This is a genomic window from Xanthomonas sp. WHRI 7945, assembly GCF_035026585.1.
This window is the reverse complement of sequence record NZ_JAYIQP010000011.1, coordinates 72,428-95,396: the sequence shown is the minus strand read 5'-3', so window position 1 is coordinate 95,396 and position 22,969 is coordinate 72,428. Positions and strand designations below refer to the sequence as shown.

20 protein-coding genes are annotated in these 22,969 nt (G+C 67.8%); 16 read left to right on the top strand and 4 right to left on the bottom strand.

Going from position 1 to position 22,969, the window contains the following annotated elements; all coding sequences use genetic code 11:
- Positions 1–22 precede the first annotated feature (22 nt).
- The 12 genes from bamA to VDQ83_RS10915 all read left to right on the top strand — a co-directional run bounded on the left by bamA (position 23) and on the right by VDQ83_RS10915 (position 15,381).
- A complete protein-coding gene (gene bamA, locus VDQ83_RS10970) occupies positions 23–2,428 on the top strand; it encodes an outer membrane protein assembly factor BamA (protein ID WP_455434947.1) in 2,406 nt (801 codons plus the stop codon).
- 320 nt (positions 2,429–2,748) lie between these two features.
- Positions 2,749–3,771: a UDP-3-O-(3-hydroxymyristoyl)glucosamine N-acyltransferase gene (gene lpxD / locus VDQ83_RS10965; protein WP_455434946.1), complete on the top strand. Its 1,023-nt coding sequence runs from the start codon at positions 2,749–2,751 to the stop codon at positions 3,769–3,771.
- Positions 3,768–4,223, top strand: coding sequence for a 3-hydroxyacyl-ACP dehydratase FabZ (gene fabZ / locus VDQ83_RS10960; RefSeq protein WP_263395054.1), 456 nt, complete (start codon positions 3,768–3,770; stop codon positions 4,221–4,223). The genes lpxD and fabZ overlap by 4 nt, the downstream gene beginning before the upstream one ends.
- Before the next feature lie 19 nt (positions 4,224–4,242).
- The gene (gene lpxA, locus VDQ83_RS10955) at positions 4,243–5,034 is read left to right on the top strand and encodes an acyl-ACP--UDP-N-acetylglucosamine O-acyltransferase (RefSeq protein ID WP_455434945.1); all 792 of its coding nucleotides are present in this window, start codon (positions 4,243–4,245) and stop codon (positions 5,032–5,034) included.
- Positions 5,031–6,320 (top strand): lipid-A-disaccharide synthase, encoded by a 1,290-nt coding sequence (lpxB, locus tag VDQ83_RS10950; RefSeq protein WP_455434944.1) that lies wholly within the window; start codon positions 5,031–5,033, stop codon positions 6,318–6,320. Before lpxA ends, lpxB begins: the two co-directional genes overlap by 4 nt.
- Positions 6,317–7,033 (top strand): ribonuclease HII, encoded by a 717-nt coding sequence (locus VDQ83_RS10945; protein WP_455434943.1) that lies wholly within the window; start codon positions 6,317–6,319, stop codon positions 7,031–7,033. Before lpxB ends, VDQ83_RS10945 begins: the two co-directional genes overlap by 4 nt.
- A gap of 173 nt (positions 7,034–7,206) precedes the next feature.
- On the top strand, positions 7,207–10,800 hold the full coding sequence (gene dnaE, locus VDQ83_RS10940) for a DNA polymerase III subunit alpha (protein WP_263395057.1): 3,594 nt from the start codon (positions 7,207–7,209) through the stop codon (positions 10,798–10,800).
- A gap of 55 nt (positions 10,801–10,855) precedes the next feature.
- Positions 10,856–11,752, top strand: a complete 897-nt coding sequence (locus VDQ83_RS10935) for a hypothetical protein (protein ID WP_455434942.1) — start codon at positions 10,856–10,858, stop codon at positions 11,750–11,752.
- A 109-nt stretch (positions 11,753–11,861) separates the two neighbouring features.
- Complete coding sequence (locus VDQ83_RS10930) at positions 11,862–12,821, top strand: acetyl-CoA carboxylase carboxyltransferase subunit alpha (RefSeq protein WP_263395059.1); 960 nt, start codon at positions 11,862–11,864, stop codon at positions 12,819–12,821.
- A gap of 115 nt (positions 12,822–12,936) precedes the next feature.
- Complete coding sequence (locus tag VDQ83_RS10925) at positions 12,937–13,920, top strand: FkbM family methyltransferase (protein ID WP_263395060.1); 984 nt, start codon at positions 12,937–12,939, stop codon at positions 13,918–13,920.
- Positions 13,921–14,050: 130 nt separating this feature from the next.
- On the top strand, positions 14,051–14,452 hold the full coding sequence (locus VDQ83_RS10920) for a hypothetical protein (RefSeq protein ID WP_455434941.1): 402 nt from the start codon (positions 14,051–14,053) through the stop codon (positions 14,450–14,452).
- A 14-nt stretch (positions 14,453–14,466) separates the two neighbouring features.
- Complete coding sequence (locus VDQ83_RS10915) at positions 14,467–15,381, top strand: class I SAM-dependent methyltransferase (protein ID WP_455434940.1); 915 nt, start codon at positions 14,467–14,469, stop codon at positions 15,379–15,381.
- 71 nt (positions 15,382–15,452) lie between these two features.
- Here the strand turns inward: VDQ83_RS10915 and VDQ83_RS10910 are convergent, their stop codons facing one another.
- On the bottom strand, positions 15,453–15,905 hold the full coding sequence (locus VDQ83_RS10910) for a CopD family protein (protein WP_455434939.1): 453 nt from the start codon (positions 15,903–15,905) through the stop codon (positions 15,453–15,455).
- Positions 15,906–15,986: 81 nt separating this feature from the next.
- On the opposite strand from VDQ83_RS10910, the gene VDQ83_RS10905 reads away from it, so the two are divergent.
- Both VDQ83_RS10905 and VDQ83_RS10900 read left to right on the top strand, forming a co-directional pair.
- Entirely contained in the window at positions 15,987–16,592 is a 606-nt protein-coding gene (locus VDQ83_RS10905; protein ID WP_455434938.1) for a methyltransferase domain-containing protein, read from the top strand.
- 63 nt (positions 16,593–16,655) lie between these two features.
- Positions 16,656–17,966, top strand: coding sequence for a polyhydroxyalkanoate depolymerase (locus VDQ83_RS10900; RefSeq protein ID WP_263395064.1), 1,311 nt, complete (start codon positions 16,656–16,658; stop codon positions 17,964–17,966).
- Between the two features lie 49 nt (positions 17,967–18,015).
- Here VDQ83_RS10900 and VDQ83_RS10895 read toward each other — a convergent pair whose 3' ends face one another.
- Entirely contained in the window at positions 18,016–18,942 is a 927-nt protein-coding gene (locus VDQ83_RS10895) for a sensor domain-containing protein (RefSeq protein ID WP_455434937.1), read from the bottom strand.
- Entirely contained in the window at positions 18,939–19,304 is a 366-nt protein-coding gene (locus tag VDQ83_RS10890) for a PadR family transcriptional regulator (RefSeq protein ID WP_263395066.1), read from the bottom strand. Before VDQ83_RS10890 ends, VDQ83_RS10895 begins: the two co-directional genes overlap by 4 nt.
- A 159-nt stretch (positions 19,305–19,463) precedes the next feature.
- On the opposite strand from VDQ83_RS10890, the gene VDQ83_RS10885 reads away from it, so the two are divergent.
- Together VDQ83_RS10885 and VDQ83_RS10880 are read left to right on the top strand one after the other, a co-directional pair.
- Positions 19,464–21,224 carry an XVIPCD domain-containing protein gene (locus VDQ83_RS10885; protein ID WP_455434936.1) on the top strand — a complete coding sequence of 587 codons (1,761 nt, stop codon included), beginning with the start codon at positions 19,464–19,466 and terminating at the stop codon, positions 21,222–21,224.
- Positions 21,225–21,316: 92 nt separating this feature from the next.
- Entirely contained in the window at positions 21,317–22,231 is a 915-nt protein-coding gene (locus VDQ83_RS10880; RefSeq protein ID WP_455434935.1) for a peptidylprolyl isomerase, read from the top strand.
- 84 nt (positions 22,232–22,315) lie between these two features.
- On the opposite strand, the gene VDQ83_RS10875 is transcribed toward VDQ83_RS10880, so the two are convergent.
- Positions 22,316–22,828: a DinB family protein gene (locus tag VDQ83_RS10875; RefSeq protein WP_455434934.1), complete on the bottom strand. Its 513-nt coding sequence runs from the start codon at positions 22,826–22,828 to the stop codon at positions 22,316–22,318.
- Positions 22,829–22,969: the final 141 nt, after the last annotated feature.

The window sequence follows — 22,969 nt, the reverse complement described above, 5'->3', positions numbered from 1 at the left end:
TCGACCTCTACCCGGACGTGACATGACGAGATTTCCCACTCGCCGCCTGCTAGCCCTCGCCCTCGCCGCCAGCCTCAGCCTGCCGGCGCTGGCCCAGGCGACGGAGCCCTTCACCGCCAGCGACATCCGCGTCGACGGGCTGCAACGCATCTCCTCCGGCACCGTCTTCACCTACCTGCCGGTGGAACGCGGCGACACGGTCGACGACGCCAAGGTCGGCGAGGCGATCCGCGCGCTGTACCGCACCGGGTTCTTCGAGGACGTGCAGGTCGATCGCCAGGGCAACATCCTGGTGGTCACGGTCAAGGAACGCCCGGCGATCAACAAGCTGACCGTCACCGGCAACAAGGACATCAAGAGCGAAGAACTGCTCAAGGGCCTGTCCGACATCGGCCTGACCGAGGGCGGCACCTTCGACCGGCTGAGCCTGGACCGGGTGACCCAGGAGCTGACCCGCCAGTACAACAACCGCGGCAAGTACAACGTCGAGATCACTCCGACGGTGAGCCCGCTGGACCGCAACCGGGTCGACGTGGCGATCGCGATCAAGGAAGGCAAGGCCGCCAAGATCCAGCACGTCAACATCGTCGGCACCGAGAAGTTCGCCACCGAGGACATCCTGGAGAGCTGGGAGTCGCGCGAGCACAACTGGCTGTCGTGGTACCGCCGCGACGACCAGTACTCCAAGGAAAAGCTGTCCGGCGACCTGGAGAAGCTCAACTCCTGGTACCTGGACCGCGGCTACGTCGATTTCAGCGTCGATTCCACCCAGGTCTCGATCAGCCCCGACAAGCGCAACATGTACCTGACCGCCGGCATCACCGAGGGCGAGCAGTACAAGATCTCCGACATCAAGGTCACCGGCGACACCGTGCTGCCGCAGGAAGAGGTCGAGAAGCTGGTCATCCCCAAGCCGGGCGACACTTTCTCTCGCGCGCTGCTGGAGTTCAGCTCCGACGCGATCACCAACACGCTCAGCAACATCGGCTACGCCTTCGCCAAGGTCAATCCGATCCCGACCACCGACCGCGAGAAGCGCACCGTCGCGATCAACCTGCAGGTGGTGCCGGGCCCGCGCGTGGCGGTCCGCCGCATCGTGTTCAAGGGCAACACCCGCACCTCCGACGAAGTGCTGCGCCGCGAGATGCGCCAGTTCGAGAACAGCTGGTACTCGCAGGCCGCGATCGACCGCTCCAAGATCCGCCTGCAGCGGCTGGGCTACTTCGAGTCGGTGGACGTGGAAACGCCGCCGGTGCCGGGCAGCAACGACAAGGTCGACGTGGTCTACAGCGTCAAGGAAACCACCTCCGGCAGCTTCACCTTCGGCCTGGGCTATTCGCAGACCTATGGCGTGACCACCTCGATCCAGCTGTCGCAGAACAACTTCCTCGGCGGCGGCAACCGCGTCTCGGTGGACGCTTCGCGCAGCAGCTATCAGGAGCGCTACGCGTTCTCCTACACCAACCCGTTCTTCACCGACGACGGCGTGTCGCTGGGCTACAACATCTCCTACCGCAAGCTGGACTACTCCGACTTCGGCACCGCCCAGTACAACAGCAAGAACGGCGCGGCGCAGATGATCTTCGGCGTGCCGATCACCGAGAACGACACGGTCTCGCTGATGTTCGGCATCGACAGCAACCAGATCACCACCTACCCCAGCTACACGCCGAACGCGATCATCAACTACATCGACGCGATCGGGCAGAAGACCTTCCATGCCTGGCGCAGCGAACTGGGCTGGGCGCGCGACACCCGCAACGACTACTTCATGCCGACCCGCGGCCTGTACCAGCGCGTCGGCCTGGAAGCCACCCTGCCCGGCTCCACCGTCGAGTACTGGAAGCTGAACTACCAGGTCTCCAAGTACTGGACGATCATTCCCTCGCTGGTGCTCAACACCCGCGCCGAGTTCGGCTACGGCGACAGCTACGGCAGCGACGTCTCGCGCGACATCTGCGGCGTGGTCCAGAACAACACCTACACCGCGGCCGAGTGCAATGGCGGCAACCTGCTTCGTCGCGTGACCGCCTCGGGCCTGCCGTTCTACGAGAACTTCTACGCCGGCGGCACCAACTCCGTGCGCGGCTTCGAGGACAACACCCTCGGCCCGCGCTCGGAGGCCACCGCCTCCTACAGCCGCGGTCAGCCGCTGGGCGGCTCGTTCAAGACCGTGGGCTCGGCGGAAATGTATTTCCCGAAGCTGTTCGACAGCCCGTCGGCGCGCATCTCGGCGTTCATCGACGTCGGCAACGTGTTCAACGGCGTGGACAACTACAAGACCAACGAACTGCGCGCCTCCACCGGCGTGGCGCTGCTGTGGCGGGCGCCGGTCGGCCCGATCTCGATCAGCTACGCGTTCCCGTTGAAGAAGGAAGACAACGACGAGATCGAGCGCCTGCAGTTCACGTTTGGTGGGCAGTTCTGACGAACTGCCCACCCGCCGCCAGGGCTGTGCCCTGGCGGCCCCATGCTCCCGCTGCGCGGGAGCATGGGCCCCGGGGCTTGGTCTTCCAAATCCCCGCGCCTGTCGGCGCGCCCCCTTTACTAAAGGGGGCTTTTGCTCAGTTGGCTCATCGCGATCTGATCGTAATGCAGGTTTTTTCTGCTGGATGATCGCGGGATGACCCAGGCAAGGGCTTCTCAAGCTCGTTGATCGCGGCCGTAAGCATTGGCCGATCCTGGCCGGCGCTGCCCGCGGCACGGGCGCAGCATGACCGTGCCGATGGCACGCGGTAGAATCCCTGCGTGAATATTCCTTCCCATACCGCACACGAGATCGCCGAGCGCTTCGGCCTGCAGGTGCATGGCGACGGCAACGTGGCCGTGCATGGTGTCGCCACGCTGGCGCATGCCGGCCCCGGACAGCTCAGCTTCCTGGCAAATCCGCGCTACCGCGCGCAGTTGGCCGACAGCACCGCCGCGGTGGTGGTGCTGCGCGCCGACGATGCCGAAGCGGCGCCTGGCACCGCGCTGATCGCGCGCGATCCGTACGTCGCCTTCGCCAAGATCGCCGCGCTGTTCGACGTGGCGCCGGCGCGTCCGCCCGGCATCCATCCCAGCGCCAGCATCGACCCCAGCGCGCAGGTTTCCCCCAGTGCCCACATCGGCGCCTTCGTCAGCATCGGCGCGCGCAGCGTGATCGGCGACGGTTGCGTGATCGGCCCGGGCTGCGTGATCGGCGAGGACTGCCAGGTCGGCGCCGGCGGCGAACTGATCGCCCGCGTCACCCTGGTCACCCGCGTGCGCCTGGGACAACGCGTGCGCATCCACCCCGGCGCGGTGCTCGGCGCCGACGGTTTCGGCCTGGCGATGGACGCCGGCCACTGGATCAAGGTGCCGCAGCTCGGCGGCGTGGTGATCGGCGACGATTGCGAGATCGGCGCCAACGCCTGCGTCGACCGCGGCGCGCTGGAGGACACCACGCTCGAGGAAGACGTGCGCCTGGACAACCTGGTGCAGGTCGCGCACAACGTGCACATCGGCGCGCACAGCGCGATCGCCGGCTGCACCGGCATCGCCGGCAGCGCCAAGATCGGCCGCTACTGCATGCTCGGCGGTGCGGTCGGCGTGGTCGGCCACCTGGAAATCTGCGACAAGGTGGTGATCACCGGCAAGTCGGTGGTGCGCAACTCCATCCATGAGCCGGGCGAGTATTCCTCCGGCACCCCGTTGACCGACAACCGCACGTGGCGCAAGAACGCCGCGCGCTTCAAGCAGCTCGATGCCCTGGCCCGTCGCATCCTGTCTGTAAGCAAGGAGAAGCAATGAGCCACGAACAGACACTGCCGGACATCACCCAGATCAAGGCCTTGATCCCGCACCGCTATCCTTTCCTGCTGGTGGACAAGGTGGTGTCGCTCGACTTCGAGAACCGCAAGATCGTTGCGCACAAGAACGTCAGCGTCAACGAGCCGTTCTTCCAGGGCCACTTCCCGGGCCAGCCGATCATGCCCGGCGTGCTGATCATCGAGGCGCTGGCGCAGGCCGGCGGCGTGCTGACCCAGCTGGCGCTGGGCCGCGACGCGCAGTCCAAGCTGTTCTACATGGTCAAGGTCGACAACGCCCGCTTCAGCAGCCAGGTCGTGCCCGGCGACGTGCTGGAGCTGCACGTGCAAATCAAGCGCGTGATCCGCAACATGGCCGTGTACTACGGCGAAGCCAAGGTCGACGGCAAGGTCGTCGCCTGCGCCGAGGTGCTGTGCGCCGGCACCCGCGAATGAGCCTGGCAGGAGACCTGCAATGAGCGACAACGCCCCCCTCATCCATCCGTCCGCGGTGATCGACCCGTCGGCCAAGCTGGCGGCGGACGTGCGCGTCGGCGCCTTCAGCCTGATCGGCGCCGAGGTCGAGATCGGCGAAGGCAGCGTGATCGGCTCGCATTGCAGCATCGTCGGTCCGACCCGGATCGGCCGCAACAACCATCTGGTCGGGCACGTCGCGCTCGGCGGCGATCCGCAGGACAAGAAGTTCGCCGGCGAGCGCACCGAACTGGTGATCGGCGACCGCAACGTGATCCGCGAATTCGTCACCGTCAGCCGCGGCACCGGCAACGGCGGCGGCATCACCCGCGTCGGCAGCGACAACTGGTTTCTGGCCTACACCCACGTCGCCCATGACTGCGTGGTCGGCGACCATTGCGTGTTCTCCAACAACACCACCCTGGCCGGGCATGTCGAAGTCGGCGACCACGTGATCATCAGCGGCTTCGCCGGCGCGCACCAGTTCTGCCGCATCGGCGATCACGCCTTCCTCGGCATGGGCGCGCTGATCAACGGCGACGTGCCGCCGTTCACCATGGTCGGCGGCAACTCGCTGGGACGCCCGCGCGGCATCAACAGCGAAGGCCTCAAGCGCCGCGGCTTCGACACCGAGCGCCTGGCCGCGATCAAGCGCGCCTACCGTGCGCTGTACGTGGCCGGTCTGCCGCTGGCCGAAGCCAAGCAGCAACTGGCGGTACTGGCCGAAAGCAGCGAGGACGTGCGCGCGATGCTGGAATTCATCGAAGCCAGCGAGCGGCCGTTGTTGCGATGAATGCCGGGACCGGGGACCGGGGACCAGGGACCCGGGAACAGCGAGGAGTCGATGTACTGGGCGTTGCCGGTCCCCGGTCCCCGGTCCCCGGTCCCCGCTCCATCCGCATCGCCCTCGTCGCCGGCGAAGCCTCCGGCGACCAGCTCGGCGCAGGGCTGATCGAGGCGCTGCGCGCGCGCTATCCGGATGCGGAGTTCGCCGGGATCGGCGGCGATGCGATGCGCAACGCCGGTTGCCAGACCTGGTTCGATGCCAGCGAGCTAGCGGTGATGGGCCTGATGGAAGTGCTGCGGCATCTGCCGCGCCTGCTGAAACTGCGCCGTGCGCTGCGCGAGCGCCTGCTGGACTGGCGCCCGGACGTGTTCGTCGGCGTCGATGCGCCCGACTTCAACCTCGGCGTGGAGCGCTGGCTCAAGCAGCGCGGCATCCGCACCGTGCACTACGTGAGCCCGTCGGTCTGGGCCTGGCGCGAGAAGCGCGCGGCCAAGATCGGCGCCAGCGCCGACATGGTGCTGTGCCTGTTCCCGATGGAACCGCCGATCTACGCCAGGCACGGCGTGGATGCGCGCTTCGTCGGCCACCCGATGGCCGATGCGATCGCGCTGGAAGGCGACCGCGACGCGGCGCGCGCCGAACTCGGGCTGCCGGCCGCCGCGACCGTGTTGGCGGTGCTGCCGGGCAGCCGCCTGGGCGAGATCGGCCGGCTCGGCGATAGCTTCTTCGCCGCCGCCTGGCAGGTGCTGCAGCAGACGCCGGGCGCGCATGTGGTGGTGCCGGCGGCCAACGCCGCGTGCAAGGCGCTGATCGCCGAACAGCTGTCGCGTTCGGCCTTGCCGGTGGTGTATTCGCACCTGCTCGACAGCCAGGCGCGCACGGCGCTGCTGGCCGCCGACGTGGTGCTGCTGGCCTCCGGCACCGCGACGCTGGAGACCATGCTGGTGAAGCGGCCGATGGTGGTCGGCTACAAGGTCGCGCCGCTGACCTACCGCATCGTCAAAGCGCTGGGCCTGCTGAAGGTCGACCGCTACGCGCTGCCCAACATCCTCGCCGGCCGCGATCTGGCGCCGGAACTGATGCAAGACGACTGCACCGCGGACAAATTGTCGGCCGCGCTGCTGCACTGGCTGCGCGACCCGCAGGCGGTGGAGGCGCTGCAACCCGAATACCTGCGTTTGCATCAGTTGCTGCGCCAGGATGCGTCGGTGCGGGCTGCCGATGCGGTGGCGGAATTGCTTGAAGGCCGGGATTCGGGATTCGGGATTCGGGATTCGGAGGCGACGTCATGAAGCACTCCGACGGGTCCGGCCTGCTGTTCCAATCCCCAATCCCAACTCACCAATCCCTGCTCTACGCCGGCGTCGACGAGGCCGGGCGTGGGCCGCTGGCTGGGCCGGTCGCGGTGGCGGCGGTGGTGTTCGATCCGTCGCGGCCGCGCATCAATGGCTTGAACGATTCCAAGCAGCTCAACGCCGAGCGCCGCGAGCAGCTGTATGCGCGCATCGTCGAGCGTGCGCTGGCATGGTCGGTGGTGTTGATCGACAATGAGGAAATCGACCGCATCAACATCTACCAGGCGACCATGCTCGGCATGCGCCGCGCGGTCGAGGCTGTGGCCCACGTCGCCCAGTTCGCGCGCATCGACGGCAACCGCATTCCCAAGGGCCTGCCATGCGCGGCCGAAGCGCTGATCGGCGGCGATGCGCTCGACCGCGCGATCATGGCCGCCTCGATCGTGGCCAAGGTCACCCGCGACCGCCTGATGCGGCAGTTGCACGAGCAGCACCCGCACTACCGCTTCGACCTGCACAAGGGCTACAGCACACCCGCGCATCTTGCCGCGCTGCAGACCCACGGCCCGTGCCCGCAGCACCGGCGCAGCTTCGCGCCGGTGCGCCGCGCGCTGGGGGAACCGGGACTCGGGACGTGGGACCCAGGGCTCGGCATCGCGAATGCGAATTTCGCTGGCGCAGGCGCGACGGAAGCGATCAACGACGGCTAGGCCTCGCTCAACCCCAAATGAGACCCGTCCCGAGTCCCGAGTCCCGAGTCCCGAGTCCCGAGTCCCGAGTCCCGAGTCCCGAGTCCCGAGTCCCGAGTCCCGAGTCCGCCCTGTCAAGCCTTGTTCGCCCCGCCTCCCGCCGCTAACCTGACCGGGCATCGTCCTGGTTCCGCATGTCCACTTCCCGCTTCGCCCATCTGCACGTCCACACCGAATTCTCGCTGGCGGATTCCACCATCCGTGTGCCCGAGAAACCGGATCAGGCCGACCCGAAGAAAGCCAAGCAGGCCAACCTGCTCAGCCGCGCGGTCGAACTGGAGTTGCCCGCGCTCGCGGTCACCGACCTCAACAACCTGTTCGCGCTGGTCAAGTTCTACAAGGCCGCCGAAGGCGTGGGCATCAAGCCGATCGCCGGCGCCGACCTGCTGATCAGCGACGGCACCCAGGCGCCGTGGCGGCTCACCGTGCTGTGCCGCAACCGCGACGGCTACCTGAGCCTGTCGCGGCTGCTGACCCGCGCCTGGCTGGAAGGCCACCGCAACGAAGGCGGCGTGGCGCTGCGCCCGGAATGGCTGCAGACCGGCAGCGACAACCTGTTCGCGCTGGCCGGGCGCGACAGCCTGGCCGGACGCCTGGCCAGCGAAGGCCGCCACGACCTGGCCGAGCAGCAGCTGGCCGACTGGCAGCGCATCTTCGGTGACGGCCTGCACCTGGAACTGACCCGCACCGGCCGCGACGGCGAGGAAGCGTTCAACCAGTTCGCGCTGCACGCGGCCGGCATGCGCGGGCTGCCGGTGGTGGCCAGCAACGATGTGCGCTTCCTGTACGCCAGCGATTTCGCCGCGCACGAGGCGCGCGTGTGCATTTCCTCCGGCCGCGTGCTCGACGACCCCAAGCGCCCGCGCGACTACAGCGACCAGCAATACCTGAAGTCGTCCGAGGAAATGGCCGCGCTGTTCGCCGACATCCCCGACGCGATCGACAACACGCTGGCGCTGGCGCAGCGCTGCAACATCGAGATGCAGCTGGGCACCTACTTCCTGCCCGCCTATCCGGTGCCCGACAACGAGACGTTGGACAGCTGGATCCGCAGCCAGTCGCGCGAGGGCCTGGCCGCGCGCCTGGAGAAGAATCCGCTGGCGCCCGGCAAGACCCGCCAGGACTACGTCGACCGGCTCGAGTTCGAGCTGGACACCATCATCAAGATGGGCTTTCCCGGCTACTTCCTGATCGTGGCCGACTTCATCCAGTGGGGCAAGAACCAGGGCATCCCGATCGGCCCCGGCCGCGGCTCCGGCGCCGGCTCGCTGGTGGCCTGGGCGCTGCAGATCACCGATCTGGACCCGCTGCCGTACAACCTGCTGTTCGAGCGCTTCCTCAATCCCGAACGCGTGTCGATGCCCGACTTCGACATCGACTTCTGCATGGACCGCCGCGACGAGGTCATCGACTACGTCGCGCGCAAGTACGGGCGCGACCGGGTCAGCCAGATCATCACCTACGGCACCATGGCGGCCAAGGCGGTGGTGCGCGACTGCGGCCGCGTGCTGGGCTTCCCGTACGGCCTGGTCGACGGCGTCGCCAAGCTGATCCCCAACATCCTCGGCATCACGCTGAAGGATGCGATGGGCGAAGGCAAGGACAGCGAGATGGCCTCGCCGGAGCTGATCCAGCGCTACCAGAGCGAGGACGACGTCCGCGACCTGATGGACCTGGCGCGGCAGCTGGAGGACCTGACCCGCAACGCCGGCAAGCACGCCGGCGGCGTGGTGATCGCGCCGACGCCGCTGTCCGACTTCTGCCCGCTGTTCGCCGAACACGACGTCGACAACCTGGGCAAGAACCCGGTCACCCAGTTCGACAAGGACGACGTCGAGCAGGTCGGCCTGGTCAAGTTCGACTTCCTCGGCCTGCGCACGCTGACCATCATCGACTGGGCGGTGAAAGCGATCAACGTGCGGCATGCGCGCGCCGGCATCCCGCCGGTGGACATCACCGCGATCCCGCTCGACGACGCGCCCACCTACAAGGGCGTGTTCGCCTCGGGCAACACCGGCGCCGTGTTCCAGTTCGAATCCTCGGGCATGCGCCGGCTGCTGAAGGACGCCAAGCCCGATCGCTTCGAAGACCTGATCGCGCTGGTGTCGCTGTACCGTCCGGGCCCGATGGACCTGATCCCGGACTTCAACGCGCGCAAGCACGGCCAGCAGGAGATCATCTACCCCGATCCGCGCACCGAAGCGATCCTGAAAGACACCTACGGCATCATGGTGTACCAGGAGCAGGTGATGCAGATGGCGCAGATCGTCGGCGCCTACTCGCTGGGCGGCGCCGACCTGCTGCGCCGCGCGATGGGCAAGAAGGTGCCGGCGGAGATGGCCAAGCACCGCGAGATCTTCCGCGAGGGCGCGGCCAAGGGCGGCGTCGGCCAGGCCAAGGCCGATGAAATCTTCGACCTGATGGAGAAGTTCGCCGGCTACGGCTTCAACAAGTCGCACGCCGCCGCCTACGCGCTGGTCAGCTACCAGACCGCCTGGCTGAAACGGCACTACCCGGCCGAGTTCATGGCCGCGACGCTGTCCTCGGACATGGACAACACCGACAAGGTGGTCGGCTTCCTCGACGAGGTGCGCAACCTCGGCCTGACCGTGCTGCCGCCGCGGATCAACGCCTCGGCGTACATGTTCGCCGCGGCCACGCCGGACACCATCCAGTACGGCCTGGGCGCGATCAAGGGCGTGGGCCGCGGCGCCTGCGAGGCGATCGTGGCCGAGCGCGAGCGCGGCGGCGAATACGCCTCGCTGCTGGATTTCTGCACGCGCGTGGAATCGGCCAAGCTCAACAAGCGCACCCTGGAAGCGTTGATCAACGCCGGCGCGATGGACGGGCTGGGCAGCAACCGCGCCACGCTGATGCTGCAGCTGCCGGAAGTGATGAAGGCCACCGAGCAGATGGCGCGCGAGCGCGCCTCCGGGCAGAACTCGCTGTTCGGCGGCGCCGACACCAGCGCGCCGGCGCTGCGCCTGGAACTGCCGGAAAGCAAGGAATGGGCGCTGGGCCAATTGCTGACCGGCGAGCGCGAGACGCTGGGCTTCTATCTCAGCGGCCATCCGTTCGATCCGTACCGCGAGGAAGTGCGCGACCTGGTCGGCTGCGACCTGAGCGCGCTGGAGAAGATCTGTTCGCAATCCGGCGGCGGCCGCGGTGGCGGCGGTGGCGACGGCGAGAAACGCGCCTGGCGCCCGGAGATCAGCGCGATCCTGGCCGGCCAGGTGGTCGGCGTGCGCCGCAAGGGCGACAGCCAGGTATTCGTGCAACTCGAGGACGGCCGCGGCCGGGTCGAGTGCAGCGCGTTCACCGATGCCATCGCCGAGTTCGGCCACCTGCTCACCCGCGACCGCATCCTGATCGTCAAGGGCGGCGTGCGCGAGGACGAATTCAATGGCGGCTATGCCATGCGCATCCGCCAGTGCTGGGACTACGAACAGATCTGCACCCACCACGCGCAACGCCTGTCGCTGCGCCTGGACCTGCGCCAGCGCAGCACCTGGCCGCGCATCGACGCACTGCTGGCGCGCCACCGCCCCGGCAAGACGCCGCTGCGCCTGGACCTGCTGCTGGCCTCCGAACAGGGCAGCGTGGCCGGCATGCTCGACCTCAACGGCAGCCACTCGGTGCGCGTGGATCCGCAGTTGCTGGACACCCTGCGCGCCGACCCCGGCGTGCGCGCGGTCAAGGTCAAGTACAACCCGCCCTGGGCGACGTGAGCCTGCCGCCCACTCCAGGGCAGTGCCTTCCCTCCGCATGCATCGAGTGCCTTCCATGACGCGTTTTTCGATCCTGTTGGCGTGCGCCGCGCTGCTCGGCGGTTGCGGTGAAGCGGCGCAGCGCTTCGTGGTCGACAACCCGACCGCGGCGCCGCTGCGCATCGTCGTCGACGACCAGGCCTACGACGTGGCCGCGGACAGCGCGACCACGCTCGAACTGGCGCCGGGCGCGCACCGGCTACGGACCGCAGCGCTGGGCGAAGTGCCCTTCATCGTCTATGCCGGCGGCCACGGCGGGCTGATCAACCCGACCCTGTCCGACTACGTGATCGGCCGGGAAATCTACGTCACCGACGCCTCCAAGCTGAAGAACTTCGGCACGGTGGAGTCCACGCTGACCCTGCAAGGAGTGAGCGTCAGCGGCCCGTTCGAGGCGCGGCACGCGCTGTTCATCGGCAAGCAGTGGGACTACGGGCTGCGCGAACCGTTTCCCGAGCGCACCGTGGCCTACGTCGCCGACCGCGGCGGCAACATCAAGACCAAGCTGTTCGGCGCCGCCGAGTTCATCGCCTACTACGAGGCCGGCGGCGGCCAACCGGGCTACTTCGCGCAACAACGTGCGCCGGGCTGGCAGGCGCCGCGCCGCACGCTGGAACCCGCGTCCGCGGCACTGCCGCCGCTGGCGCCCGCGTTCGAGGCGCATGCGGCGCCGCTGCGCCAGGTCTACGCGCGCTATCTGCGCGCGTCCGATCCGGCGCAGCAGCTGCAGCTGCAGAAGGACTACTTCCAGGCCATGATGCAGTTCACCGCGGCCACCGCCACGCTGGGCGCGGACCTGGGCGCCGAGGCGAACCAGGCGCGCAACGACTTCGTGCTGCAGCTCGGCCAGGCCTTCGGCAGCCCCGCGCTGGTCGCGGCCGCACCGGCGGCGGCCGCCGACCCGCGCCGCTGATTGCCGGCTGCGCCTCTCTGTTTCCCGCGCCGCGGCGACCGCACGGCCCCGTACGGGTCGGCCGCAGCCGTTCGGCTACACTTGCCGCTTTAGTTCACGACGGTTTCCAATGAATCCGAACTACCTCGACTTCGAGCAACCCATCGCCGATCTGGAAGCCAAGATCCAGGAACTGCGCAATGCCAGCACCGGCCCGGCGGTCAACGTCGACACCGAGGTGCGGGCGCTGCAGGACAAGCTGCGGGTGCGTACCGCGCAGATCTTCCGCGATCTGTCGTCGTGGCAGATCTCGCAGCTGGCGCGGCATCCGCAGCGCCCGTACACGCTGGACTACATCAACGTGTTCTGCGACGAATTCCAGGAGCTGGCCGGCGACCGCGCGTTCGCCGACGACAAGGCCATCGTCGGCGGCCTGGGCCGCATCGACGGGCGCCCGGTGGTCATCATCGGCCACCAGAAGGGCCGCGACACCAAGACCAAGGTCGCGCGCAACTTCGGCATGCCGCGTCCGGAGGGCTACCGCAAGGCGCTGCGGCTGATGAAGCTGGCCGAGCGCTTCAAGCTGCCGCTGCTGACCTTCATCGACACCCCCGGCGCCTATCCCGGCATCGGCGCCGAAGAGCGCGGCCAGAGCGAGGCGATCGCGCGCAACCTGCTGGAGATGGCCGAGCTGAAGGTGCCGGTGATCTGCACCGTGATCGGCGAAGGCGGCTCCGGCGGCGCGCTGGCGATCGGCGTCGGCGACCGCACCCTGATGCTGGAATACGGCACCTATTCGGTGATCTCGCCGGAAGGCTGCGCCTCGATCCTGTGGAAGGACGCGGCCAAGGCCAAGGACGCCGCCGAGCAGTTGGGCCTGACCGCCAAGCGCCTGTCCGCGCTGGGCCTGGTCGACAAGGTCGTGCGCGAGCCGATCGGCGGCGCCCACCGCAATCCCACGCAGATGGCCAAGCGCCTGAAGGCGGTGCTGCTCAACGAACTGGACGCGCTGGAACAGCTGCCGGTCGAGCAGCTGCTGCAGAAGCGCTACGAGCGCCTGCGCGGCTACGGGGCGTACGAGGCGGCGTAGCCGTCTGACAGTTCCGACAAGCGTCCGGAACTGCCCGCGGGGCTACAGGTAGCGGTTCTGTGCTTGCCGTACGGCCGGCCGTCTTCACTCCCGCATCCCATCAAACTAGGCCGCCATGAATTTCCTCTCCGATCTGCAACATGCCGGCGCGGCCCTGGATACCGAAGATGCGGCGCGCTTCGCCGCGCTGTTAGATACGTACCGGCCGCACGCCGAGCACATTTCCAGCGGTGTCTACGAGCGACTGAGCACGGACGAACGGGCTCGCTTCGTATTGTGGTTCCTGAAGCGCTGGGGCAAGATCGACCGCATCGAACCGACCGAGCGCGAACGCTACAACGTGGTGGTCCAACGCTCGTTTGCCGAGCATGGCCGCGAGAGGATCGGCGACGGCGAATACGTGCTCCGTCGCTATGCAGACGCCGGGCACGATTTCGCCCTGCTCGGCTACGACTGGTTCACCGGCGTGCACGATATCCACTTCGACCAGTATGCCGCACCCGGGTTCGACGTGCGCCCGGGCGACGTGATCATCGACGGCGGCGCGTTCATCGGCGATACCGCTGTGTTGTTTCACGCCAAGACTGGCGGAGATTGTCAGATCCACGCATTCGAATTACTTGATGAGAACCTCGTCCTGCTGCAACGCAACCTTGATCTCAACGGCATCGCCGGTAACGTTGTGGCCAACAAGTACGCACTTGGCGACCGCAGCGGCGTGGAACTTTCGATCGCGCTGACGCGACTGCAGGCTTCGATGTCGCTGATGTACGCCGGGGAGATCAAGGTATCGATGATAAAGCTCGACGACTACGTTCGCGAACGCGGCCTGTCGCGCGTGGATTTCATCAAGCTGGACATCGAAGGCGCTGAAATACCGGCACTTGAGGGTGCGCGCGAGACCATCGAACGGTTCCGCCCGCGCATGGCGCTGTGCCTGTATCACAAGTGGGATGACGTGCTGACCATCCCCGCGTTTCTCGACAGTCTCAACGTCGACTACGACTATCGATTCAAATGGGTGCAGTTGAAACTGGGCACTGAAGCGGTGATCCTGCTCACTCCCAAGACCGCAGACATACCGGTGTCAGCACGCTGAAGGCAGCGCGCCGCCACGGCGCGCGCGCCTCTCTTTCCTTTCAGGATTGCAACACGCCGTGAGCCGCTCGCTACTATCCACCGCTGGCGGACGCTGCTACGACAGCCGCTGCATGGTTTGCAACGGTTCGATGAAGCCGTTCTTCAGCAAAACCTTCGACCGCTGGGACGTAGGCACGCTCGACTACGAAAAATGCGCCGGATGCGGTTTCGTCGCCTGCGCCAGCTTGCTCAGGCTCTCCGACGAAGACTGGTCCGCATTGAACCATCGCTTCCACAGCACCATCTACGACGGCTCCGACCCATTCAATCGCGCCGGTCGTCTGGCTGGCCAAGCGCGCGCGATTGACGCCATGCTCAGCGTCGGCTTGATCGATAGCAATAAGCCTATGCTCGATGGGGCTCGGGTGTCGGCGACCTCGCCACCCAGCTTGTCTCGCGCGGGCGTACTCTGTTCAGCTACGACCAATACATCACCCCTGTGGTCAACCGCTGGCCGCAATCGCAGCCGCCACGTGGTGGCTTCGCCTTAGTCACCGCCTGCGCTGTGCTCGAGCATCTGAAGGACCGTCGCGAACTGGATGCGATCGAGCAGTTGGTCGCCGACCGCGGTGTTCTCGGCATCCATCTGCTGATCCCGCGCGCTATTCCGAAGGATCCAAGCTGGGTCTATCTGTTGCCGGTGCACTGCGCATTCCACACTTGGGAGAGCATGCGCCTGTTGCTGCAGCAATGGAGCTACGAAGCGACCGTCTACTGCCACGACGCGCTGATGTGGTTCTTCTTCAAGTGCAAGGACGGTGTTGAAAGCAAGGTTGAGCACATCAATCGTAGCGAAGGTTCCGGGTACCTGCGCTATGTTGAAGGCTTTGTCAGTGCGAGCGGCGTCGAGCTGCCATTGGATCCGGACTACGGCGCGGTAGACCGCAGCTTGCGCACCCTGTACGTCGGAATCCGTCCCGAGCAGCAGGACGCAGACTGGCTCAGTGCAGTGCTACCATTCTGCGCCGACACGGCATGGGGCGACACACCGCAGACCGCGCCGGGGTCGCTTCCGCCGCAGAGCTTCGACGCCATCTACAGCGACTTAGTTGCCGAACGGCTCACGCCCAAGCAGTTCATCCGCTATCTGGAATGGACTCGCAGCCTGCTCAAGCCGGGTGGCGTGCACCGCTTTGCCACCTCCGATTTGGATCTGACCCTGCAAAGCGCACATAGCGGTGCCTGGCGCGAACTGCCGTGGGTGAAGGAAGCCGGCATCACCACCCGCGGCTATTTCCTCAATACGGTGTTCCGCAGCTGGGGACACGTCTACCTGTATGACGACGCAACTCTGCTCGCGCGACTGGCCCGCAGCGGCTATCTCCACGCCGCCCGCAGCACCGCGCTGCGCGGCCGCTGCGCCTCGTTGTACCGGCTCGACCGCGACACGCACCGTCTCTACATCGAAGCCGAACGCTAAAGGCCCGAAGGGCGTCGCTAGCGCCCCTTATATGCGTGTCCCGGCCGCAGCGTTGGGACGATTCGCACCGCTCAGAACGGCTTGAACAATACCAACCAGATCACCACGATCAGCAGCAGCACTGGGATCTCGTTGAACCAGCGCAGCGTGCGCGAGGACGGCAACCTGCGCGCCTGGGGCACGCCCTTGAGCCAGCGCCCGGCCACCGTATAGTGCGCCATCAGCAGCAGCACCAGGGCCAGCTTGGCGTGCAGCCAGCCGCTGCCGGGCGCCACCATCGTCGGGAAGTCGGGCAGCACCTTGTAGCCCAGCCACAGGGTCAGCCCCAGCAGCAGCGCCAGGCCGAACACCATGTGGCCGAAGCGGTACAGGCGCCGCCCCATCAGCACCAGCCGCGCCTGCACGTCCGGCTGGCCCGCGCTCTCGGCGAGGTTGACCAGGATCCGCGGCAGGTAGAACACCGCCGCCATCCATGCGACCACGAACAGCAGGTGCAGGGACTTGATCCACAGATAGAGTTGCATGCGCTGGCTCCGGGTCGCTGGCGTAGGATGTCACGCCATTTTCGCCGATTCGCATCACGCCCGCACGGACCACGACCCCGCATGGACAAACAGTACGACGCCGACTATTTCCAGCGCTGGTATCGCCGCGACGATATCGGCGGCAGCGCGCGCCTGGCGCGCAAGGTCGCGCTCGCCGTGGCCCAGGCCGAGTACTACCTGGAACGGCCGATCCGCAGCGTGCTCGACATCGGCTGCGGCGAAGGTGCCTGGCGCGCGCCGCTGCTGAAGCTGCGGCCGAAACTGAGCTACCTGGGCTTTGACAGTAGCGAGTACGCGGTCGCCCGCTACGGCCGCCATCGCAACCTGCGCCCGGCGCGCTTCGGCGACTTCGCCTGGCTGCGTCCGTGCGCGCCGGTGGACCTACTGGTGTGTTCGGACGTGCTGCACTACGTGCCCAACCGCGAATTGCGCCTGGGCCTGCCGGGCCTGGCCGAGTTGTGCGGCGGGGTCGCGTTCCTGGAAACCTTCGCCCAGGAGGACGCCTTCGACGGCGACCATGCCGGCTTTCAGCCGCGTCCGGCGCGCTGGTACCGGCGCCAGTTTGGTGCGCTGGGGCTGCGTCCGGTCGGCAGTCATTGCTGGCTCTCGCCTGCGCTGGCGGGCGATGCGGCGGCGCTGGAGACGATTGGTCTGGTGCCCCATTAAGGTGCAATCACACCCGATAGGATATGCTGCACGGCAGCATACGCTCAGGATGGAAACACCGGCATGCTCTACCAGTGGCACGAACTGACCCGCAACCTGCTCGCTCCCTGGGTCCACCAGGCCGCGGCCAACGCCAAGATCTTCTCCGACGCCAATAGTCTGTGGGCCACGCTCCCGGGCGCCGAGCGCCTGGCCGCCACCAACGAACTGCTGCACCGGCTCGGCAAGGACTACGAGAAGCCGGCGTGGGCGCTGGACCATGTCGAGGTCGACGGCCACCCGCTGCCGATCGTCGAGCAGGAAGTGCTGCGCAAGCCGTTCTGCCGCCTGCTGCGCTTCAAGCGTTTCAGCGACGACGCCAAGGTCGTGGCCGGGCTCAAGCAGCAGCCGGCGGTGCTGGTGGTGGCGCCGCTGTCCGGGCACCACGCCACGCTGTTGCGCGATACCGTGCGCACCCTGCTGCGCGACCACAAGGTCTACGTCACCGACTGGATCGACGCGCGCATGGTGCCGCAGAGCGACGGCGATTTCGGCCTGGACGACTACGTCAACTACGTGCAGGACTTCATCCGCCACATCGGCGCCGACAAGCTGCACGTGATCAGCGTGTGCCAGCCGACCGTGCCGGTGCTGGCCGCGGTGTCGCTGATGGCCGGCCGCGGCGAAGCCACGCCGCGCTCGCTGGTGATGATGGGCGGGCCGATCGACGCGCGCCGCAGCCCGACCCAGGTCAACAACCTGGCCACGCGCAACCCGCTGTCCTGGTTCGAGCACAACGTCATCCACACCGTGCCGCAGGCGTATCCGGGCCACGGCCGCGCGGTGTACCCGGGTTTCCTGCAGCACACCGGGTTCCTGGCGATGAACCCCAGCCGGCACTTCATGTCGCACTGGGATTTCTACGCCAACCTGGTCAAGGGCGACCTGCAGGACGCCGAGGCGCACCGCCGCTTCTACGACGAATACAACGCGGTGCTGGACATGCCGGCGCGCTACTACCTGGACACGATCCGGGTGGTGTTCCAGGAGTTCCTGCTGCCGCGCGGCGAATGGGTGATCGGCGGCGAGCGCGTCGACCCGGCGGCGATCCGCGACACCGCGTTGCTCAGCATCGAAGGCGAACTGGACGACATCTCCGGCCTGGGCCAGACCGCCGCCGCACAGGACCTGTGCACCGGCATCGCTGCGCACCGCCGCCAGCACCTGGAAGTGGAAGGCGCCGGCCATTACGGCATCTTCAGCGGCCGCCGCTGGCGCGACATCGTCTATCCGCAGGTGCGTGCGTTCATCGCCGCCAATGCATCGGCCACCGTGCAGGCACCGAGCGGCAACGTCACCCCGCTCAAGCGCCGCGGCAGCCGCAAGGCCGGCTGAGCGGCATCCCGCTCGCGGCCGGCGTCTGCCGGCCGCAGCGTCATCACCATCACTGCGCCGCGCTGTGCACCAGCAGGTGCTTGGCCAGCAGACCGTGCAGCTTGCCGACACCACGCGCCAGGTGCAGCGTGGCGAACAGCAGCACGATGCCCAGCGCACTGAACAGTGGCAGCAGCCACAGGCCGGGATCGGCGAAGCTGAAATCGCCGAACGACAGGCCCACGTTGATCTGGTCGGGGAACAACAGGCCCAACGGTGCCGCCGCCAGCGCCAGCGCCGTGCTCAGCAGGGTGACGAACACGGTGAAGTAGACGATCCCCAGCGGCAGCATCAGCACGAAATACAGCATCGTGGTCCAGGTGCGCGCGTCGGTGAACATCTGCCCGATGCGCCGCAGCCACGGCTGTTCGCGCGCGCTGTACAGCGGCCGCCGCGGCATGCGCTCGCCCAGCAACACCTCGACGATGCGCCCTTCCACCAGCGACAGCAGCCGCACCGAACCGAAGAACAGCACCAGCAACGGCACGCCGATGATCAGCACCAGCATGCCCAGCGAGACGCTGACCCCGGTGACCACCCAGGTGAAGTAGAAGATGCCGGTGACCAGCGACAGCAGCATGTAGAAGAACGCGCCGTAGGCGCGCGGATCGGCGGCCACGCCGAAGAAGCGGCCGAGCAGCGACTTGCGCCTGGGCGGTGCCGGCGGCTTCAGCGCGCGGTTCACGGTGACCTCGGTGTCGCGATAGATCGCCGCCACCTCCTCCGGCGCGCCGTAACTGCCGGCGACCTCGGCGATGACCTCGGCCTCGCTCTTGCCGCCCTGCTCGGCCAGCTCGGCGCGCAGGTATTCCTCCGCGTCGTACAGCGCGTCCTGGACCAGCGCTGGATCGGCGCCGGCCAGCGCCGTGCGCAGTTGCGCCAGGTAGTCGGGAATGGTGGCCGGCAACGGCCGCGCCTGGAATTGTTCGCTGCTCATTCTGAAATCCCCTTCAGGACGGAATCGACGGAATCGCGGGTGGCGCGCCACGCGGCGGCCCAGTGCTGCAACGTGGCGCGGCCGGGTTCGGTGATGCGGTAGTAGCGCCGCGGCGGCCCGGCCACCGACGGTTCGACATGGCTGCACAACAGGCCGGCTGCCTCCAGGTTGCGCAGCACCGGGTACAGCGCGCTCTGCTTGCCGCTGAGCACGCCCTCGCCCACTTTCTCCAGGCGCTTGGCGATCAGGTAGCCGTACAAGGGCTCCGCGGCCTCGGCCAGCACCGCCAGCAGCGCCAGCGACACGGTGCCCGCGCTCAGCTCCTTCTGGAACTTCCTCAGCTGCGCATCCGGATCGACCATGACCACCTCCCACTAGGTTGGAATGCATACTAGTGTTGAGTTAGGTATAGCGAATGTGCCGCTAGTCATGGCCGCACAACGAAAGCCTGACGCATCGGCAACATTCCCCTGGCTATAGTCCCCGCCGCTCGCGCCGGCAGGCGCTCTCAAGGAGAATGCATGAGCTCGACGACGCCCCCCGCCCAGGCCACCGATCCGACCTTCGGCAGTGCCGCCGGCAACGTCAGCGCCGGTCCGCTGAAATGGAATCCGGCCGACGGCAGCGTCACCGCCGAACGCACCGAGCGCCACGCGGTGGGACGCACCGGGCCGCTGCAGCACGAACTCGTCTCCACCCGCAGCGTGGGCGCCAGCCGCCGCAGCGTCGACGGCAACACCGAATTCGGCCTGGAGATGGAGTTCCGCCAGGGCCACCAGTTCAAGGGCGCCACCAGCGGCAGGAACGCGGCGAGCGCCGAAAATTCGACCCAGCTCGGCGAACGCGCGCGCTACAGCGTCAGCCTGCCCGGCGACGCCAGCGTCGAGACCGCGCGCGGGGTCAATCCGTTCGACCCGCTCACCCTCCCGGTCGGCGGCAGCGTCAAGCTCGACGGCCAGGCGTTCCTGCGCACCTCGCTGGAGGCCTCGTTCCGCGGCTTCGCCACCAGCAGCGAACGGACCGACGCGGCGGGCGTCAGCTATGCCGCGCAACGCCTGGACGAGCACCACGTGCGGGTGGCGACCGGCCCTACCGCGGCGATCGAGCGGCTGGAGATGGTCGGGCTGAAGACGCCGGTGGCGCAGGCCATGTTCGGCCGCCAGGACGCGCTCGGCCAGGCCAGCATGCACACCGCCACCTTCGACCTGCGCGACCCGCAGGCGCAGGTCGCCTACCGAGACTTCCTCGGCAGCGGCCGGCTGCCGGCGCCGACCTCCGGAGTCAGCGACGTGCAGCGGATCGACACCCTGAACATGAGTTCGCAGACCCGCGCCAAACTCGGCCTGGGCGAATCGCTGAGCGTGGAGCTGGCCGGGCAGCGCAACAGCGGCGAGAACGTGCGCACCACCCATGCCGACGGCAGCAGCACCGTCAGCAGCCGCCTGCAATACGCCGACAACGTGCCGCTCACCCTCACCCGCCAGTTCGATGCCGCCGGCAGCGAAGACGTCGAGGCGCGCCGTTACCAGCTCGGCTTCGGCAAGGTCGATGGCAACCAGGCGCAACTGCTCAACGCCGCGTTGTCCGGGAAAGACACCGCGGACGGCCCCATCGCCGCCGGCCAGGACCTGACCCTGAGCTTCTCCGAAGCGCAGATGGGCGCGTTGCGCGAGCAGTACGCAAGGGCGGCGCAGGCGCGCCCGTCCGAGCGCGACCAGGCCGGCGCCTACGCCACTGCCAGCAACCAGGACTTCGCGGTCGGCCTGGCGCGCAACATGGGCAATTCGCCGCACGGCCTGAGCGAACGCCTGTTCACCGTCGCTACCGACGCCGATGGCGAACTGAGCGGCGCGTTGACCCGCATCGATGCCGGGATCGGCGGGGCCGAGCCCAATCCGGCGGCCACCGCACCGGCCACGCGCGCGGCTACTTCGCCCGATCCGCGCGACCCGACCCACCCCGACTACGCGATGCAGTGCGCGATCGACGCCAGACTCAGGCCGGCCGATCCGCAACTGGCGACGCAACTGCTGCTGTCCGCCAAGCGCGAAGGCCTGAGCCAGGTCGACCACGTGCTGCGCAACGACGCCGGCCGCGTGTTTGCGGTGCAGGGCGACCCGATGGCCGCGGACAAGCGCACCGCCTACGTGGACGCGCAGGCCGCCGCGGCCATCCCGCTGCAGGACAGCGTGCGCCAGCTCGATGCCTTGCGCGCGACCGCGCCGCCTGCCGCCGCCACGCAGGACCTGGCGGAGGCCCAGCAACGCGCGCCATCGCGCTGAGCGTGCCGGCACGGCGTCGAGGCGGCGACGCCGCCATTGGCGCACCGCAGGCGCATGGGTAAGAATCGGCTACCGTCCTCCAGGCTGCCGTCATGCCCTTGCGCCCCACCCTGCTCGCCCTCGCGCTGCTGTCGTCCGCCACCGCCGCGCTGGCCGCCGCGCCTGCCGCGCCGTACCGCAGTCCGCAGCAGATCCTGGACGCGTCCAAGCCCGCCGACTGGCGCACGCTGGACCCGGCCAACACGCTGTACCTGGACCTGGACGCCGGCCGCGTGGTCATCGAGCTGGCGCCGGCATTCGCGCCGGAGCATGTCGGCAACATCCGCACCCTGGCCCACGAGCACTTCTGGGACGGCCTGAGCATCTACCGTTCGCAGGACAACTTCGTGGTGCAGTTCGGCGATCCGGATGGCGAGGAGGCGGGCAAGGCCAAGTCGCTGGGGTCGGCCAAGCGGCACCTGCCTGCCGAGTTCCAGCGCGACGCCAAGGGCCTGGCGTTCCAGGCGCTGCCCGACCGCGACGGCTGGGCGCCGCAAGTGGGCTTCGTCGACGGTTTCCCCGCCGCGCGCGATCCCAAGGATGGCAAGGCCTGGCTGGCACACTGCTACGGCACCCTCGGCGCCGGCCGCAACAACGACGAGGACAGCAGCATCGGCGCCGAACTGTACGTGGTCACCGGGCAATCGCCGCGGCAGCTGGACCGCAACATCACCGTGGTCGGGCGCGTGGTCAAGGGCATGGAACTGCTCAGCGTGATCCCGCGCGGACCGGACCCGATGGGCTTCTACGCCAAGCCCGAACAGCGCACGCCGATCCGCGCGATCAAGCTCGCCAGCGACCTGCCCGAAGCCGAGCGCACGCCGCTGCAGTTGCTGCGCACCGACACCCAGACCTTCCGCGACGTGGCCGAAGCGCGGCGCAACCGCCGCGACGATTTCTACAAGCGCCCGGCCGGGCACATCGACCTGTGCAACGTACCGCTGCCGGTGCGCACGCCACCGCAGTAGTCCGCCGGCAGGCGTTATGCGTTCGCCTCCGAATTCGACGTCGCCGCCACTGGTTGATCGACGCCGCCCCGCTGCGGTGGGCGACTAAGCCGGGGCCACGCCTCGGCGCTCGGGTTCGCGCGCGTGCAGGAAGCGGGTGAACAGCTCGCGCGGCTGCTCCAGCCCGCACTCGCTCAGCAGCATGGCGATGTTGCCGCGGTGGTAGGCGCCGTGCGCCAGCACGTGGAACAGCATTTCCTCGCGGGTCATGCGGCCGGCGTCACCGTCGGTGAAGCGGAACGCGAGCGACTGCCGCAATGCGGTCGCGTCGAGTTGGGCGATGTAGCCGGCATACCATCGGTCGGATTCGGCGACGGACGCGTGCAACGCCTCCAGTTCCGGCGTCTGCGGCGTGTTGCTGGCCGTAAACGCATGCGTGCCGCCGTCCAGGTGCGCGGCGAAGATCCGGTCCACGACATAGGTATGGTTCAACAGCCGGATCGCGCGCAGGCGTTGCGCCGGATACGCGGCCGCATCGATCTGCGCCAGCGCCTGCAGCAGTTCGGCATTGGCCCAGGCCTTGTAGGCGAATTGCGATGCGAGCAGAGAAGCGGTCATCGGGATGTCCTTCGGCGCGTGCCGTCGATTCCCGGGCACACCACCCGGGCTCGGAAAAAGTATTCATCCACTCGCTTTTCCTTGCTACCTGCAGGTGCAAGGACGACCTGTGGCTTGAGCCTGACTGCAGCCACGCAGCCT